This window comes from Pseudomonas sp. Pseusp49 (genome assembly GCF_059491875.1).
In genome coordinates this window covers 1,105,947-1,122,366 of record NZ_CP168514.1, presented here as the reverse complement: position 1 = coordinate 1,122,366, position 16,420 = coordinate 1,105,947, and the positions used below count along the sequence as shown (strand labels likewise).

15 protein-coding genes and 1 pseudogene are annotated in these 16,420 nt (G+C 54.7%); 5 read left to right on the top strand and 11 right to left on the bottom strand.

Annotated features, from left to right (window positions below):
* Nucleotides 1–37 precede the first annotated feature (37 nt).
* From ACEN83_RS04850 to ACEN83_RS04830, 5 genes are all read right to left on the bottom strand, one after another.
* Entirely contained in the window at nucleotides 38–373 is a 336-nt protein-coding gene (locus tag ACEN83_RS04850) for a hypothetical protein (protein WP_495579643.1), read from the bottom strand.
* Between the two features lie 125 nt (nucleotides 374–498).
* Nucleotides 499–1,239, bottom strand: coding sequence for a DUF6602 domain-containing protein (locus tag ACEN83_RS04845; protein WP_495579642.1), 741 nt, complete (start codon nucleotides 1,237–1,239; stop codon nucleotides 499–501).
* Between the two features lie 45 nt (nucleotides 1,240–1,284).
* The gene (locus ACEN83_RS04840; RefSeq protein WP_495579641.1) at nucleotides 1,285–2,214 is read right to left on the bottom strand and encodes an AAA family ATPase; all 930 of its coding nucleotides are present in this window, start codon (nucleotides 2,212–2,214) and stop codon (nucleotides 1,285–1,287) included.
* A complete protein-coding gene (locus ACEN83_RS04835; RefSeq protein WP_495579640.1) occupies nucleotides 2,214–2,729 on the bottom strand; it encodes an HORMA-1 domain-containing protein in 516 nt (171 codons plus the stop codon). Before ACEN83_RS04835 ends, ACEN83_RS04840 begins: the two co-directional genes overlap by 1 nt.
* 9 nt (nucleotides 2,730–2,738) lie before the next feature.
* Nucleotides 2,739–3,704 carry a CBASS oligonucleotide cyclase gene (locus ACEN83_RS04830; RefSeq protein ID WP_420650617.1) on the bottom strand — a complete coding sequence of 322 codons (966 nt, stop codon included), beginning with the start codon at nucleotides 3,702–3,704 and terminating at the stop codon, nucleotides 2,739–2,741.
* A 190-nt stretch (nucleotides 3,705–3,894) separates the two neighbouring features.
* On the opposite strand from ACEN83_RS04830, the gene ACEN83_RS04825 reads away from it, so the two are divergent.
* The 3 genes from ACEN83_RS04825 to ACEN83_RS04815 all read left to right on the top strand — a co-directional run bounded on the left by ACEN83_RS04825 (nucleotide 3,895) and on the right by ACEN83_RS04815 (nucleotide 5,699).
* Entirely contained in the window at nucleotides 3,895–4,218 is a 324-nt protein-coding gene (locus ACEN83_RS04825; RefSeq protein ID WP_420650616.1) for a helix-turn-helix domain-containing protein, read from the top strand.
* Entirely contained in the window at nucleotides 4,218–5,108 is an 891-nt protein-coding gene (locus ACEN83_RS04820; protein WP_495579639.1) for an ImmA/IrrE family metallo-endopeptidase, read from the top strand. Before ACEN83_RS04825 ends, ACEN83_RS04820 begins: the two co-directional genes overlap by 1 nt.
* Nucleotides 5,109–5,243: 135 nt before the next feature.
* Nucleotides 5,244–5,699: a hypothetical protein gene (locus tag ACEN83_RS04815; RefSeq protein ID WP_495579638.1), complete on the top strand. Its 456-nt coding sequence runs from the start codon at nucleotides 5,244–5,246 to the stop codon at nucleotides 5,697–5,699.
* A gap of 163 nt (nucleotides 5,700–5,862) precedes the next feature.
* Here ACEN83_RS04815 and gmtX read toward each other — a convergent pair whose 3' ends face one another.
* Genes gmtX through gmtY form a run of 3 tightly spaced genes read right to left on the bottom strand, consistent with a single transcriptional unit; the run spans nucleotide 5,863 to nucleotide 10,631 of the window.
* The gene (gene gmtX / locus ACEN83_RS04810; protein WP_495579637.1) at nucleotides 5,863–6,534 is read right to left on the bottom strand and encodes a gamma-mobile-trio protein GmtX; all 672 of its coding nucleotides are present in this window, start codon (nucleotides 6,532–6,534) and stop codon (nucleotides 5,863–5,865) included.
* A gap of 1 nt (nucleotide 6,535) precedes the next feature.
* A complete protein-coding gene (gene gmtZ / locus ACEN83_RS04805; protein WP_495579636.1) occupies nucleotides 6,536–9,163 on the bottom strand; it encodes a gamma-mobile-trio integrase GmtZ in 2,628 nt (875 codons plus the stop codon).
* A gap of 4 nt (nucleotides 9,164–9,167) precedes the next feature.
* Nucleotides 9,168–10,631 carry a gamma-mobile-trio recombinase GmtY gene (gene gmtY / locus ACEN83_RS04800; protein ID WP_495579635.1) on the bottom strand — a complete coding sequence of 488 codons (1,464 nt, stop codon included), beginning with the start codon at nucleotides 10,629–10,631 and terminating at the stop codon, nucleotides 9,168–9,170.
* A 130-nt stretch (nucleotides 10,632–10,761) separates the two neighbouring features.
* Here gmtY and ACEN83_RS04795 point away from each other — a divergent pair.
* A pseudogene (locus ACEN83_RS04795) lies at nucleotides 10,762–12,156 on the top strand (FMN-binding glutamate synthase family protein); the annotation flags it as partial.
* 45 nt (nucleotides 12,157–12,201) lie between these two features.
* Here the strand turns inward: ACEN83_RS04795 and ACEN83_RS04790 are convergent.
* The 3 genes from ACEN83_RS04790 to ACEN83_RS04780 are packed head-to-tail and all read right to left on the bottom strand — an operon-like array spanning nucleotide 12,202 to nucleotide 15,024.
* Entirely contained in the window at nucleotides 12,202–13,710 is a 1,509-nt protein-coding gene (locus ACEN83_RS04790) for a glucosyltransferase domain-containing protein (RefSeq protein ID WP_495579634.1), read from the bottom strand.
* Between the two features lies 1 nt (nucleotide 13,711).
* Nucleotides 13,712–14,653, bottom strand: coding sequence for a glycosyltransferase family 2 protein (locus ACEN83_RS04785; protein ID WP_495579633.1), 942 nt, complete (start codon nucleotides 14,651–14,653; stop codon nucleotides 13,712–13,714).
* A complete protein-coding gene (locus tag ACEN83_RS04780; RefSeq protein ID WP_007975111.1) occupies nucleotides 14,650–15,024 on the bottom strand; it encodes a GtrA family protein in 375 nt (124 codons plus the stop codon). Before ACEN83_RS04780 ends, ACEN83_RS04785 begins: the two co-directional genes overlap by 4 nt.
* A 244-nt stretch (nucleotides 15,025–15,268) precedes the next feature.
* Between ACEN83_RS04780 and ACEN83_RS04775 the strand changes: the two genes are divergently transcribed.
* Nucleotides 15,269–16,405: an OpgC family protein gene (locus ACEN83_RS04775; protein ID WP_495579632.1), complete on the top strand. Its 1,137-nt coding sequence runs from the start codon at nucleotides 15,269–15,271 to the stop codon at nucleotides 16,403–16,405.
* Nucleotides 16,406–16,420: the final 15 nt, after the last annotated feature.

Genomic DNA, 16,420 nt, shown 5'->3' with positions numbered 1-16,420 from the left:
AAGCTACTTTATCTTGAAGATCAGTCGCCGATATGCATTAGCTTTTGAGCCTAGCAGGGCGACTAGGAAGGAGTTTGTTATATTCAGCGTATATCCAAGCTTGGACTTTTTCTTTTCCTTGCACGTTGGATGGCAGCTCTTCATGAAGCATCCATTCGACAGCCAACAGCGCACTGAGGCTGGTTTTATTATCCTTCCATATGATTGAATTAATCATATCAACCACTTCGTACTTCTCTTTTCGACTGAATCTGTCAGCGTCTTCTTTGGTTTTATTGGGATCATCCCCAGGTACGGCCTTGTCGCTGTAATCCGTGTAGTACAATTCGCTTGGCTTAATTTTCAGCGGTTTTGTTTCAGTGCTACTACTCATGTGTCGACTTCCTTTGGGGGATTTGAAGTTTGACCTGATCCTCTTGGTAGCCCTTGCAGGCTGCTCAAATGGTTTCGTCAAGATTAAAATTCTAGGTTCTTATCGGGAACGCCAGATGTAAATGCCTATCTATTTATGACCGTTGCATACGCAGCCCAATCAATTGCCGGAACCGTGCCTAGCGATTGAAGCCGAGAAAGAAGACGGAACAGAAAGTAGATAAGCGATCCCTCAGCGTCGACGACTTTGAGCTTGCCATCGAAGGTATCGAATGCCCCGTCATCAAGCGCGCAACCACAATCCAACTGCTCCGATTCTTCCACCGGTAAGTGTTTGAGGAAATGCTCCCCCAAACCGTCAGCCCAACTTGATTTTGGTGCGATTATTCCGGCGAGGATTGGGAAAAGAGGCTTGGGATCGTATGTCCCACCAGCATGCGCAATAGGGACAGAAGTTCGGTGTAGCTTGCGCACCGATGCGGCCTTTTTGCCGGCGTATTCCAGGTAGCTTTTGTCAAAATGTGGCTTGGATTCGAAAATCGCATACACGGCTTCGACGGGGATATACCGATGACTCTGCTGATCGAGCAAAGTCGGAGTGTAGTGACGGTCGAAGATGACGATATCAATTTGATCGCTTCGGTTACCTTGGCTGTCAATCACCAAGCCCGTCGCAACCTGATAGCGGTTAGGCAAATAGGCCCTAAATACTTCAATCCAGTGGTCTTCGACGACTGTACCGTGCGTCCCAGCGTGCGAGATGGATTGAGCTGCTCGCTTCAGCCTGAGGGCCAATTCCACCTGGACATCCATAAAAGCATCTTTCATCCAGGCAGTGTCGGCAATGCGATCCTTTTTCGTAGCCATAATTTTTCACTCACGGGGCATGGGAGCCAGCGACTGGCGTCACGATTAAAGATCCTGGAAAGTAGGAGTCGGTTTCATCTCATGCGCAACTCGTAAGGCATTGCCCGGCTTCACCGCTTGGCTAGGGTAGGCATCTAGGACTATCGACGGGATCAACCGTTGAGTCAGATCGGAAAAAGTGAATCCAGGAATGTCACCTTCCTTCGGGCCAGTTACCTTCACGAGATCATCCAGCGCGACTTTAGGAAGGCCGAGTGGCCCCAAGCGCCGGGTGAGAATGCTGCGGCGTTGCTCTTCGTTCGGTCGGCCAAAAGACAGAACTTCAGCTGCGCGCCGCTTCACAGCAGGGTCCAGGGCATTGAGACGGTTGGTGCACATAATCACTGCGGCTGGCAGTTGAGCGTTTGCGATCCGATCGATGCCCCTGATGAAGGCGTTCACACCAGCTCGATCTTCGTGGTGCATCTGCGCATTCTCGCGAGACTGAGCAAGGGCATCAGCTTCATCGATGAGCAGAATGACGGCGCCGCGAGACCGGCCTTCGCTCGATTTAAGCTTTTTGGACTCCTCAATGGTGTAATCGAAAGCCGCTGAGATCAACTGAGTCATTTCACCGACTCGGCCTTGCCCGCGAGTCGAGAGGCTAAGTGGGAAAAGCGTAATATTGATTTTTTCCTGCCGGGCAACGGCATCGCCGATTGTTTCGGCCAGTTCAGTTTTGCCGCTGCCTACATCACCAGCCAGCACGACAAGAGGTGGGCGCCGCAGAACTGTTTCGATCAGAGCTTCGGAGCCAGGATGGAATTTTTTAGCCCAGTCGGTGAGGCCGGAGGAGTTAACCAGAAGGCCAAGAATTTTTGTCAGGCGGACTTTTTGGTCGTCCAGGCCGACCAACCTAGCCAGCCGCTCCTGTGGTTCGAAATCTGGGTAGTTGACCCGGTATTCGAAGAGTTCATCCAACGCTGGCTTGTTCATTAGTAACTCCTTACGGTTGAACGGTTGAGGGCACGGCCCCCGGATGAATACGAAAGGTCTGAGGTCAAATAGCCATTAACCTCTGGCTCATCCGCCCCGCTTCTGCTGATTGGTACTTGCACCTTAATGACATCTCGTTCGCTTTGAGAGGCGTTTCTCCAAGCAATGCTGTAGGTCATGTAGCTGTAGAAACTTGCCCCAGCGATGTCGGCATTCGGACGAATACGCCCCGGAGTATCGTCAACATCGCCGCTCGATAGTTCGGATGCGGTGTACTTAAGGGTGGGTTCAATCCACTTCCCATCGCGTTTAAACCCATAGGTCACAGTGTCCAGGTAACCCGCCTTGAGGAAGACCTTTACCTCTTCCTCATAATCCAAGATCCACTGGGTGCTCGGACTACCATAGAGGCGTTGAAGGCGCATCAGATCAGCGGCTACCTTTGCGGCCATGTGCTTGGCGTGAGTCAAGGTGAAGGTTTGGGACTCTGTGACCGAATAGCTAGCGGACGACATACTGTTACCTCACACCTGGAAGGTTGAACCGAAGACCTGCTGCCAGTAGCCAACAGTCAGTTGCTTATTAGGAGCATAAAGCGCTGCGTCAATGGCATCACCTGCTTCCAGAGCCGCCTCAATGATCGCGTCAATGTTCTGCTGCGTGTATAGCCGAGCAACATTGTTGGTGGGATTCACAGGGTCAATGATCTGCAAGGGGTCGGAGAAAGTGCCGACCTGTGACGCAGAGTAGTTGTCAGTGAAGTAGATTTTCTCGCGCAACTCTGAGCGAGCGATGTAGGTGAAGAAGGACTGGAGAGCTTCCGGGTAGTCAGAGAAGTCGACACCGTCATCGCAGAGCTTCGACAAAATCATCTCAATCATGAACGACTTAAATCGGAAGCCGTCGCGCTCACGCTTCATCAGCGCAGCCCAATACTTCACGAGCCTCACCACTTGCGCGTAGTGAGTAGGCTGCGCGCGTTTACGTGCTTTGGCGAACTCTAGGTGCAGCGGGATGCTCGTTTCGAGGAAAGAGCCATCTTCTTGGCTGATCAAATTTCCTCGCCATTGGGGGAGGCCGCTGTAGAGTACGGGAACGATATCGACGTCCAGACCTGACCCACGGAACGACACAGTGACTGAGTAGGTTTGAGGTACGACCTGCTCAGGGCTGAAGTTGGGGAAGGCTTTGCGCAATTTCTCGGCCAGGTAATCGATCAGCGCCTTAGTGTCTTGCGGCGCCTCTGATCCACTTACGTAAACGGCCACATCAATGTCGCTTAGCGAGCGCAGAGCGGTCCCTTTTGCCAGGCTTCCAGAGACCAGCATCCGTTTGAGCGAGAAATCTGGGTGGTCTGACAGGTAGCGCTCCAATTTCTCCTGCAAGCGCCCTGCCTGCTCTCGGTATGCGCTAGCCTTATCTTTGGGCAGGTTCACCTTATCTTCGGCGAACCGTGCGATGTCGCGATGGTCGACATGTTCTCTGGACATACCATTCCCCCCTGGGGATGAGTATCAGATGAAGCCAGTACGACCACGCTTGGACAGCGCACATCGGCTAGCATGACAAAAGTTCGGTATAGCGAACTTTCTACTTACGCTACTCCGAATTCCGGTGTTGTCAAACGCTTTGTTCGGAATCGTGGTACAATTTTGATTACTAACTGAAAGGAGCGAGATCGTGGCGACCCGTCTCGGTGAGAAGCTCCGTGAACTGCGCAAGCAGCGCGGGCTTACCTTAGAGAAGCTCTCAGACATGGCTGGTCTGAGTAAAAGTTATCTCTGGGAACTGGAAAACCGTGAATCGCAACGGCCATCAGCTGAAAAGCTCACGGCTCTGGCTGATGTTTTGGGCGTTGCGACCCAGTACTTTTTCGAAGAGGATGTGCGTGCTCCTGAAGAGCGCCATCTCGATGATGCGTTTTTTCGCGGTTACAAAAATCTAGAGCCAGATGCCAAGGAGCATCTTCGAAAGATTCTGGAAACCTTCAAAAAGGGAACATGATGGCTGACGAGCAGGTATGGACACCTCAGCGAGCAGCCAATCGGCTGTCGAAAATTTTGGAAGCCTTCGGTAACGCACATGGCGGCAGGTTTCCAGTGGACGTGCAAACGTTGGCCATGGAAGCAGCGAACATTTTCGGCTGGTCGGACCCGATCACAGAAGTCACCCCTGTAGACATCAAAAGCTTTGACGGTGCACTGTTCCCGGACGATGAGCGAAAAAAATGGATGCTGTTATTCAACAGTGCGATGGCATCACCAGGCCGTATCCGTTTTACCCAGGCTCATGAGTTAGGTCATTACATCCTGCACCGCCAGACACGTTCTGCCTTTCAGTGCAGCAACGATGACATGCTTGATTGGGAAGACAAGACAATCGAGGCTCAGGCGGATCTATTCGCCTCTTACTTGCTCATGCCTCTGGATGATTTCAGGGCACAGGTCTCCACCACCGTTGATCTAGAGTTACTTGGCTACTGTGCTGAGCGTTATGGTGTCTCCCTTACAGCCGCTGTTCTGAAGTGGCTTCAGTACACTGAGGAGAATGCGGTTCTGGTTTTGTCTCGTGACGGCTTTATGCAGTGGGCGTTTTCAAGTAAGCAGGCATCACGTGCAGGCGTATTCTTCCGCACACGCAAGCAGACGGTCGAGATACCAGTAGGCTCTCTCGCTGCGGCTCCAGGCATCAAGCAAGAGCGCAGGGGAATCGAATTGCCAGCGAAGATCTGGTTTCCTCACGCAGAGGCCGGCACCTGCGTCCGAGAGATGAAGGTTTCGTCTGATCAGTACGAACATGTCATGTCTCTGCTGATTTTGCCGCGCTCTGCTACGGTATGGCGCTCCGATGAAGATCAATTTAAGCCCTGGGAGCAGAAGCGTCCGCGCAGTTGACGCGGCTCTCAAGAACCTGTCCGTGCGCGGGGGCAGCAGTTGTAAAGGCCATCGGTTCTTCAGGTCGCTCCACCCTCACGCTAATGGTTCAAGCGTGTTTAGTCTCTCAAAGTTATTTCTCAAGGTACTGTGCCAATGAGCGACCAAGCAGTAAGTGCGATCCGCTTCACACTCTTCAAACACAGCAACGAGTCTTTCTTGGCCGCTCTCGACGATGCCTTCATTCATCACTCCAGCGTGATGCAGTTTTCGGGGCAACCGCAAGCTTCAGGTTTCGTCGAGATGATCTCGGCATTGAGTGATGCAATGCCTTGGAATGCGATTGCTAAGGTAATCATCTCTTGGCTCAAGGCTAGGAACAGCCGGCGCGTGATGATCCATATGAAAGATGGTTCGCTCGTCATTGAGGCCAATGGATACGGCGCGAAAGATATCGAGCATTTGTTGAAAGCATGTGCCGGCGTCACTGTCATTGATACGCAGCCCCAAGACAAACAAACCAGAGCCATTGAGTCAGATGATGCTTGCTATATAAAGGATCAGGAAAATCTCCTCACCGACGCGGCAAGAGCACGCGATATAAAAGTCTAACCTAGTGGCCCCGCAGGACCGGGTCACCGTGTTCGTGAGCGCAACGACTTTCATGACCACCACCCGCTGGACTCATCCCGCCTAAGCGGGTATTTACCGAGGCTTACGCCCCGAATGAGCCCAGCGTATCCGAGTGGGTTTCCCCTTACTCATCAGGGGGGTATCACTCAATCTCAGCAAGCACCTTCTTGATCGCATTAACGTAGCCGTGCTTGTAGAGCGGACCAAACTCACCCCTCACTTGGCCCGCTTTACCCACCACCCAGCCCTGCTTCTCGATGAACGCATCATCGATGGCCCCCTTCAGGGCTTCAATTTCGCTTTCATTCAAGACACCACGCAGCGACGGGATGACTTGGACATTCTCATCATCAGCCTTAGCGGGTGGGGGCATTTTCAATGGTCGCAAATCAATTACGAATTCACTTTGCCCTTTCAGAGTGTTCAGCTCATTCCGGTATCTGTTCCGCTCGGCAATGATCATCCCAAAGACGCCTCGCAATGCTGGATCATCGATCCGATGCAACAGCTCGTTGTCCTTCGGAACCGAGTTCGACTTCAACCGTGGATTGATGGGCTTCTTCATCGACATACCAGATTTGGCAGCCCAAACCTCGATAAGCTGGCGGAAGCACATACCGGTTTTGTTGCGGATAGTCGAAGTCGACGGGCCACCCTTAGCTACCGAGAGGCGCGCTATCTCAGCAATGGAGAAGTTTTTCTCTCCCGCTGCGTGATGTTCGGCCAAGACGGCATTGAGCACCGCCAGGGATTTCCGCTGTTGCGCATTCGCCTTCGCCGTGAGGTCTTCGAAAACAATACTCGGATCAATCATCCTAGAGCACTCCCTGATGACTTGGGGAAATCGAAAGCAGGTCAACAAGCTTGATTACAGGCGCCTCAAAGGTGTGTTCCAGCGCAGAGATGCCTGACGGCAGCAGTCCAAGGTTCTGCCCCGCCTCCAACACACCAGACGCCATCCTGAAGCCCTCCAGCTGATTTGTCGGGTTCGCCTTTGAGGCCATGGCACGCATCATCGCGTTCCCGGCGATCAGCTGCATACGGTCATCCATGTTCATGAAAATAGGAACGTATCCCTGCGACATGAGCACACGGTTCAAAGCTCTTGAACGCTTTTCGACCGCAGGGGATTTACGAATATCATCCATCAGATCCGGGTAGATTTCGGCGTCTTCACAAATTTGAGCGAGTTGCAGCATTTCGGAGTCAGTTTCGATAAACGAGATGGGATGACGCACGTCCTCCATGCTACCTACGGCAACCAGCTTCGTACTCTCGTCACCCTCTTCACGATCTTCTTCAATCGACACAAGACGACCGATGATCTGGAAGCACGCGACCAAATCTTTGGCGTACTCATCGGCCTCAGTAATCTGCTTTTCATACCGACGTTCAGCTTGTTGAAGCTCAGCTTGGCGGGTGAATGGCTTACCTTCCTCCTGGGCGAAATACCGCTCCTCAAGCAACTCATCCCTGACCTGCTCATGTTCGACTGCCAACTTCGCCGCTAATGACGCCTTGTAACTCAAATTATTGAAGTGCGCGCGCAGCGGATCGAGATAGCGAGCGTCTGTGATGAACCAACGACACCTAATGCAGTTTTCAGGCCCGTGAGGCACAGCAAGATAAATGGGAATACCCCTCTGACCGAAGAGTTCTCCGCCATTCCAGCAACCACCCACAGTGCTTTTTTCATCTGACTTGATCGTATTCCCGCCGACCAAGCAGAGTCCAATATGACGGTGCTCCCACCCCAGAGGATTTCGGTTCGCCATCGCCATCTCGATTGAAGCCCGGTCTTGATAGACCGTTTTGCTGGTGATCTGCCGCAAGCTGGCATCTTTGAGGAATACCCTAAGACTCTCATGTTGCGCGGCGTCCACCTTCTTCGAAGCTTCGCTCATCGCGTTCGACACTTGCGAGATGGAAGGCTTTACGTAATAGAGCGTCATCAGCAATCGAGAATGCCCCGCGATCAGCTTTGAAAGCACAGGCATGGGAACACTCCCTTCCATCGCGTAGCAGGTCAAAAGGGAGACACGCAAACTGTGAAGGGGAAAGTGCGTCGCAACTTTTTTCGGCGCGAACTTACCTTCATATTCATCAGGGTAATCCTGTACAAACTCAAATTTGGAACCGTCGGACAAGGTTTGGCCCCGCTCGTACACTCGTTCCTGCAATGCAGACAAAAGCTTGTACCAAAGCGTATCCATCACTGACCGGGTGATTGGCTTGCTCGTTCCTCCCTGAAGGTGCGCAGCATCCCTGAACAAGAAGCAAATACTCCCCATCTCCCGTCGTTGGTCTTCCGACTTGTTGAATCCAAAGTGCGTACTGGAATCCAAGTCGATACAAGGCTGAGGACGGTCGATTGGATTATATTTTTCCTGCCAATTCCTTAACTTCTCAAGCCAATACAAGACGTCTTCGTGCTGCCAAGGGATGGTGTAACCACGCTCTCTTTCTTCCTTATTTTTATCCGCAGTCTTGTTGGTATTAATATGGAGCCCGGTCATGTAATCGCCGGTATCTTTATTTTGCACCCGACAAAATACACCTCGACCCCAAGGATTCTTCTCGCTCCCAAGAGAAAATTTGTGCTTGTCGTTAATGACCCAACTGCCATTTACATATCGCCAAGTATCCGCCTCCCCTGAGTCCAAGAATCTAACTTGGTAGGTGCGTAATGGCAGGTGCAATTTAAGAAGCAGAGCAACTGAGCGTACTGGAGCCCATATTTCATAGAGATCCAGTTCAGCGTTATTTTTACCATTATAGCGGATAACAGTTCGCTTACGCCAAACGCAGTCAGGATCATCCTTGTCTATCATAGATGGATCTACAGTAAACCAATCACCGCCTTTTCCAGCCTCGCGACCATTAGATCTCATCTGACCCGATTGAAGGTGCGCCCATTTCCAATCAGAGAAATTTCCCCGATCATTTGGGCAGAGAATCTCTCGTGCTTCTCTGATATATGCGTAGGGAAGAGGGGTATATACGGACTCAGAAACATGTCCACTGACATATTTCCCTTTAGAGAATGGGTTGGCAACCGTTCTTAAATTGACACCTCGATCATCTGGCTCAGTGTAATACCCATCAAGAATCCACTCAAAAAAACTATAAATATGATTGCGAATACCAGTTGCCGTGGCTACAGACATGGTCTGTTCCAGTGCAGTTTGAAGATCAGGCAGGCTGGTTTGCGTGGATAGCCTGAATAGACCATGGGCATCGGAGGGAGTTGGTATCAACGGCAAATACACATTCGTGAACCAGATTAATGCCCGCATTCTGTGATGCACGCCAGATTTATTACTCGCTATCCAGCCGGACATCCATTCGCGCCACACATCCCACTTCGAGCCACGATCTGCTAGCCACGTAAACTCGTAATCTTCACTACGCCCGTTGTATTCTACTCTTTTGCCTTTTAACACAAACCTACTTCCTTAGCTTAGGATAAAGACCTGACATGTAGCCATGTGGATCAATGTCTTCAAAACCGGTTTTAAGCACGTCATCCCAACTTGAGAAGGACGGGATCATTTTTTCATCGCCCTCCCCGCTCTCTACGCGTAATCTTGCAGCTTCCAGAGCGGTAGTAACATCGGCCAGACCAAGTGACGTATAAGGCACTTGTGATTCTAGAGAGGAGTGATGCATCGCCTTCTTAATGGTCATCGGATCAAGGCCCGCTCGCCTCATCCTGCGGCCATATGCGTGACGATGAGCATGAGGAGATAAACCTTCAACTTTAGAAGTTGAAAAGCCAATCCTAGCGAGTGCATTGGCATAGTTCTCATTGAAAGCGCCCAGTTTATAAGGCTCGCCCACGACTGACTTTTCATAAGACACAAACGCATAAGGGTGATGTCTTTCAACAGACGCTAAATACAGTAGGTGTTCTCGCCACAGCTTGAGGAATAAGACCCCAAACTCCTGGGGAAACCAGTGAACCTGCATAAAGTGGTCGAGATGATCAACGACTCTCGACTTCCACCCGACGTGTTGTGTCCCCGACAGTTTAGTGCGAGGGGTCAATGCATAGACCTCACGCAAATAGGCAGAGCGGTTCGATTTTCCTGTTCGCGACTTCCAATCGTCAGGAGCCCTCCCGTCCTCCGGGTGATATATACGGACCAGGGCACCTGCGTCTTTTGCAGGATCAATGTGGACATCCTGTACCCAGAGGTGCAGTGGCTCACTCTCCCTCAGACTGCCGCCGTGCATCAACAGTAGGATCAATTGGTCACGAACCGCGCATCGGCGATCTTTAGCACTTCCGAAACCATCAAGAAATAAGCTCTCGAAAAGTCTTTCTGGAAAAGCAATGGCATCGTCATCCAGCTTGCTCAATCGCTGAGCGCCCCTGATGTTGCGCGCAAACATAGCCGTCGAGCCGGCTGTCTTGTCTTGAATGTGGCCGAGGAAATCGTGATGGGTTCGCCTGTGCCAAGCGGCATAGATCAGACGCTGGTCGTGAGTAGAGGCGCGTACGAGTGGATTCATATGTACTGCACCACACTCTTCAACCAAATAGTCAGTAAGTCCTCGGAGCGCAACGATATGACGACCAGCAAGAGCCCTGCTCGCAGGAGACCAATACAACCCTGAAGGGTCAGTTCCATCATCACCGATTGTCCCGGTGTACAGCCTTGTCGCGAATGCCTGGAACAGAGACTTGGGATCAACGAAGCTCGACTCGTTAACAGACATGTAATCGATCAACAACCTGGCAGCACGAAGCACCATCCGCTGCCAGCTTAGGCTTCGGTCATGCTGGTGACTGAGTATGTATTTCAGAAGAGGGAGTACGACCCCTCCCGATGCCAACAGGACGGGGACCTCGGACTGAATGCCAGTGTCATCGATTACAACTTTTGCCGCGATCTCTACCGTAACCACTCAGCGAACCCTTTCCCAGAACCGGCGAATAGTACGCTTAGTGCCATAAGCCAGTAAAGGCACAATGATGGCACAGGTCTCTATTTCGGGCTTTTCTGGGTTAGTACAGTTTTGAAGGTGCCCCTAATAAGAAATCCGCCAGTATCTGCTCGAATCCGACAGCGACGCCCTGCCCTTCTCCCGGGCCCAGCGCTCTCTGGTTTATTCCCGGGCCAAAAACGAAACCGCCGACAAACCCTTCGGCACCCTGATCGACGTGTATCAGTCGGGTTTCGAGTTCATCGGCCACTCCATGCGCCCGGCGCCGTTGAGCGACCCGAGCAGTTTCCGCGTCACCGTCGGCGGCCCGCAGTGCACCCAGCCGTATTCGGCGTCGGTGTTCAACATCTCGGCCATGAGTTTCGGTTCCCTCAGCGCCAACGCCATTCGCGCGTTGAACCAGGGTGCCAAGCTGGGCAATTTCGCCCATGACACCGGCGAAGGCAGTATCAGCCCCTATCACCGGGAACACGGCGGTGACCTGACCTGGGAACTGGGCAGCGGTTACTTCGGCTGCCGCACCAGCGACGGTCGCTTCGACCCGGAACGCTTCGCCGCGCAAGCCCGCACGCCACAGGTGCGGATGATCGAAATCAAGATGAGCCAGGGCGCCAAGCCCGGCCACGGCGGCATCCTGCCCAAGCACAAGGTCACCAAAGAAATCGCCGAAACCCGCGGCATCCTGATGGGCGAGGACTGCGTGTCACCCTCGCGCCACACGGCGTTTTCGACGCCGATCGAAATGATGCATTTCATCGCACAACTGCGTGAGTTGTCCGGCGGTAAACCGGTGGGCTTCAAGTTCTGCCTCGGCCATCCGTGGGAGTTCATGGGCATTGCCAAGGCCATGCTGGAAACGGGCATCCTCCCGGACTTCATCGTGGTCGATGGCAAGGAAGGCGGCACCGGCGCCGCGCCCGTGGAGTTCACCGACCACATCGGCGTGCCGATGCGCGAAGGCCTGCTGTTCGTGCACAACACCCTGGTGGGCCTGAACCTGCGGGACAAGATCAAACTCGGCGCCAGCGGCAAGATCGTCAGCGCCTTCGACATCGCCAGCGTGCTGGCCATCGGTGCCGACTGGGCCAACTCGGCACGCGGCTTCATGTTCGCCATCGGTTGCATCCAGTCGCAGAGCTGCCACACCAACAAATGCCCGACCGGTGTCGCCACCCAGGACACCCTGCGCCAGCGCGCGCTGGTGGTGCCGGACAAGGCCCAGCGCGTATTCAACTTCCATCGCAACACCCTCAAGGCCCTGGCGGAAATGCTCGCCGCTGCCGGCCTCGAACATCCGTCGCAGTTGTCGGCCAAGCATCTGGTGCGACGCATGTCGGCGACCGAGATCAAGCTGTTCTCGCAGCTGCACGTGTTCCTCAAGCCGGGGGAATTGCTGACCGGTGAAGTGAACGGCGAGTTCTACTCGCGGATGTGGCAGATGGCCCGGGCCGACAGTTTCGAGCCCAACGAAGTAGCCGCCGCCTGACTCTGCAGGAGCTGCCGCAGGCTGCGATCTTTTGATCCTCACCCGTCACCAACGCAGCGTTTTGCTCCGGGCCGGCTCCTTCATCACGATAAAACCGTAATCGCCAATCAGGTAAATCCGGTAGAACTGGCTGTCCACCAGCGCCGGATAGCCCTGATAGCCAACCCGCGTCGCATTGCGCCGCTCGCGCTCCGCCACCACATTGGTGATGCCCGCTTTCGGCAGGTTCTCGGCCAGCATGTAAAAATCGGTATTGAGCAGGTAGTGCAGCACCGGCATCTGCTTGAACGAGCCTGCCGCCGCCACCAACCAATGGTCGGAGTAAGTCACCGAGAGGTAAATCCGCCTGGCCTCGCGCAGCGACTGATGGCTGGCGATATCGTACGCAAGACCGGCCAGCGCCGTGGACGCAAAGGTTTTCTGCACCGTCAGCACCCGGCCATAGGCAAACGACAGCGACAGCATGGCCAGCAGCGGAATGATCAACAACAGTGGCAGTCGCTCATGAATCGACGCCAGCGCCAGATGGCTCAAATAGCACAGCAACACCAGCAGCACGGCGAAGCCCATCAAGGTACGGGCGCCCTCGTTGAAGTCGCGGAAAAACAGCGCGACACCGGACACCAATAGCGTCACCACCGGCAATGTCAGCAAGCACATCACGCCGATCAACAGCTTCTTCGGCCCGTCGTCCTGACGCGCCGCCACGTTCAGACCCAGCCGCACCGCCCCGGCTATCGCCAACAACAGCAACCCGCCGAACACCCAGAGCCATCCGCCATGGAACAGCAGCACGACTTTCTCCAGGACCCGGGCAATGTTGATCTGGATCTGCAATGAAGGATGCGCCGTCCAATCGAGCAACAACGTGCGATTGGAGTCCATGAACGGATAAGCGCTGACGCTGTAGATCAACCCGCCGAGGATGATCTGGGCGGCTTTCCAGCCCAGCAGGTCGCGCCATGGCACCGGGGCGGCTTTATCGTTGGCAGCCCTGAGCAATTCCAGGCAACACAGGCCCAGGAACACATTCAGGCTGATCTGATACAACCCCAGCGCCAGTGCAATCAGAAACGAAGGCACCAGCCATTGCACGCTGCGCCACGGATGACGAAAGGTGATCGCGTAGATCACCGCCACCAGGCTCAGGGCCGTGGCGGGACCGTCGTATTGATAGGACAGGTTCTGCAGGAAGAACGGGTTGTACCAGAGCGGCAACAACACCAGGCAGCAAGCAATGGTCGGCTGGCGAAAGTAATGGAAGGTCAGGCTGCTCAGCGCGGCCGCCATGGCCAGAGTGGCGATCAACAGGGGCAAGGGAAAGATGTTCGGCGCGGCATGGCTGAAGGTCAGCGCGTTGTAGAACAGCTGGGCGAAAAGTCGACCCTGTTCGGACCAGGCCATTCCCGCCGCCAGCGAGCGCCAGTTGTCGTCGATGTAGGGATAGTCCGCGAGGATCAACGGCAGGACATACACCAGGGTGGCGAGCAGAAAAAACCGCCAGACCTGATGCCGGCTGAGCTCGCGAACGAAAAAGTCGCTGAACCGGCCCATGCTAGTGCCCGCCCCGGTCTTTGCCGCCGACAATGTCCTTGATCACATAACGCGGCCGGTGCTTGGCCTCGATATAGATGCGACCGATGTACTCGCCGAGGATGCCGATGCCGATCAGTTGCACGCCGCCGAGAAACAGGATCGCGGTCATCAGCGACGGATACCCGGGGACGTTGTTGCCGAAGAAAATCTTGTCCAGCACCATGTACACCGCGTAAAGCACCGCGAAAACCGACACCGCGCCACCAACGTAAGTCCACAAGCGCAGCGGCACGGTGCTGAACGAGGTCACGCCTTCCAGGGCCAAGTTCCACAGCTTCCAGCCATTGAACTTGCTGCTCCCCGCCACTCGCCCGGCCCGTTCGTACTCCACCATCACGGTATTGAACCCGGCCCACGACAACACGCCTTTCATGAACAACTGATGCTCGGGCAGGGAACGGATCACGTCGACCACCTTGCGATCCATCAGCCGGAAATCCCCGACGTTTTCCTCGATCCGGGTGTAGGCGATGCGATTGAGCACGTGGTAGAAAATCGACGCGCTGTGACGCCTGAGGTAGCCGTCGACGTCCCGATTGCGGCGCTTGGCAAGCACCACATCGGCACCCTTCTGCCATTGCTCGACCAACAGCGGGATGACGCTGATCGGGTCCTGCAGGTCAACATCCATGGGAATCACGGCATCGCCGCTGGCGTGTTCCAGGCCGGCAAACAGGGCCGGTTCCTTGCCGAAGTTGCGCGAGAAATTGATCAGCAGCACCTGCTCATCCGCCTTGGCCAGTGCCGTAGCCTGTTCGGCCGTGCGGTCGGAGCTGCCGTCGTTGATGAACACGATTTCAACCTCGGCATCGCCCAGTTTCAACTCGCGACGCACCGCCTGGTAAAACAGGTTGATCGACTGCTCCTCGTTGAATACCGGGACGATGAGCGAGATTTTCATTGATCACGCTCGCGAAACACCACGTATTTGGAATACAGGAAGCCAAACACCAGGCTCAACGCCGAAAACAGCATGACGGTGAGCAGGCCATGCAGGCGCCACACATCCCCCAGGTGACCGACGCCCAGGCTCAGTGTCCCCATGCCCAGAAGAAACAGCAGATAACCGCCGATCGAGGCACTGGCGGCGAAGGTAAATTGCGCGTTCATGTAGAAGGAAAACGACGCAGCCACGCAGAAGGCGCTCAGGTTGCTGATCGCCTGACTGAGGCCGGCCGCCACGCTCAACAGGAAAAAGATCTGCCAGTGAATCAGGGTGTTGGCGACCCCGATCACCGTGTAACTGGACAGCCCTTTCCACAACAGTCTCATGTGAGGCTCCGTTTCAAGAACGTTGTACTTATGAGTATTTGAGCCTGTCTGCTGTCAGAAATCGCAGATTGACCGAGCTTTCAGACCAGCGGTTGAGCCTTGGAGCAACGCCCGAGACATCCGGTAATATCCCGGTTTTGCAATTCACTGCGAATCACGCCACCCTGCGCGCCGCCGACTTGGCGCGCGGCCCTTTGCGCCCGCAGCCAATCCCATTTTCACTCGCTGATACGAGCCTGCTGTCATGACGTTAGCGCGCGATCACCGGATCGACTTTTTTCGTGGCCTGGCACTGATCTTCATCTTTTGGGATCACGTGCCCCACAACCCTTTGGGACAAATCACCCTGCGTAACTTCGGTTTCAGCGATGCGGCCGAGGTTTTCGTGTTTCTGGCCGGTTACGCGGCGGTGCTGGCGTACGGCAAAGTCCTGGCGCGCGAAGGCTTTCTGATCGCCTGCGTGAAAATCATGCGCCGGGCGTGGGTGCTCTACGTGGTGCATATCTTCCTGCTGGCGATGCTGATGGGCATTGTGTTTTTCGCCAACAGTCACGTGGAAACACGGGATCTGGTGGAGGAAATGGGCATGCACCACTTCATCAGCAACCCTCAGCAGGCCCTGATCGATGAACTGCTGTTGCGCTTCAAGCCGAACCTGATGGACCCGTTGCCGTTGTACATTGTGCTGCTGGCCGGGCTGCCACTGGTGCTGCCGATACTGGTGCGCAAGGCCTGGGTGGTGGTCGCGATGTCAGTGGCGCTGTACCTGATGGTGCCACTGGCGGGCTGGAACCTGGCGGCCATCAAGGACGGCGTGTGGTACTTCAACCCGGTCGCCTGGCAGTTGCTGTTCGTGCTCGGCGGTGCCGCTGCGATTCACAGCCAGCGCCCGCGCTTGCCCGAGACCCGCCCATTGGTACGCCAGCCCTTGTTTGTGAGTGCGGCGTTGTATGTCGTGGTCGCCGGTGTGTTGACCGTCCTGTGGCGTTGGCCGGACCTGCACGACGCCGTGGTGCCCGCGAGCCTGCAAAACATCCTCTACCCCATCAGCAAGACCAACCTGTCCCCCATGCGCCTGCTGCACTTCCTCGCACTGGCCTACGTCACGGCGAAACTGATTCCCGACAGCGGATGGACGCAAAACTGGCTGGCACAGCAAAGCTGCCGCATGGGCCGTTTCTCACTGGAGATTTTCTGCCTGGGCGTGCTGCTGGCGCCCCTGGCGGACATGGTCAATGCCCTGACCGACGATGCGTTTGCCATGCAGATCTTCACGGCGCTGGTGGGTGCCGGGTTGATGGGTTTGCTGGCAACCTGGCTTGAGTTCAACAAGCGTTTGAACCAGCCAATCAAAAGATCGCAGCCCGGCATGTCCTTGTAGGAGCTGCCGCAGGCT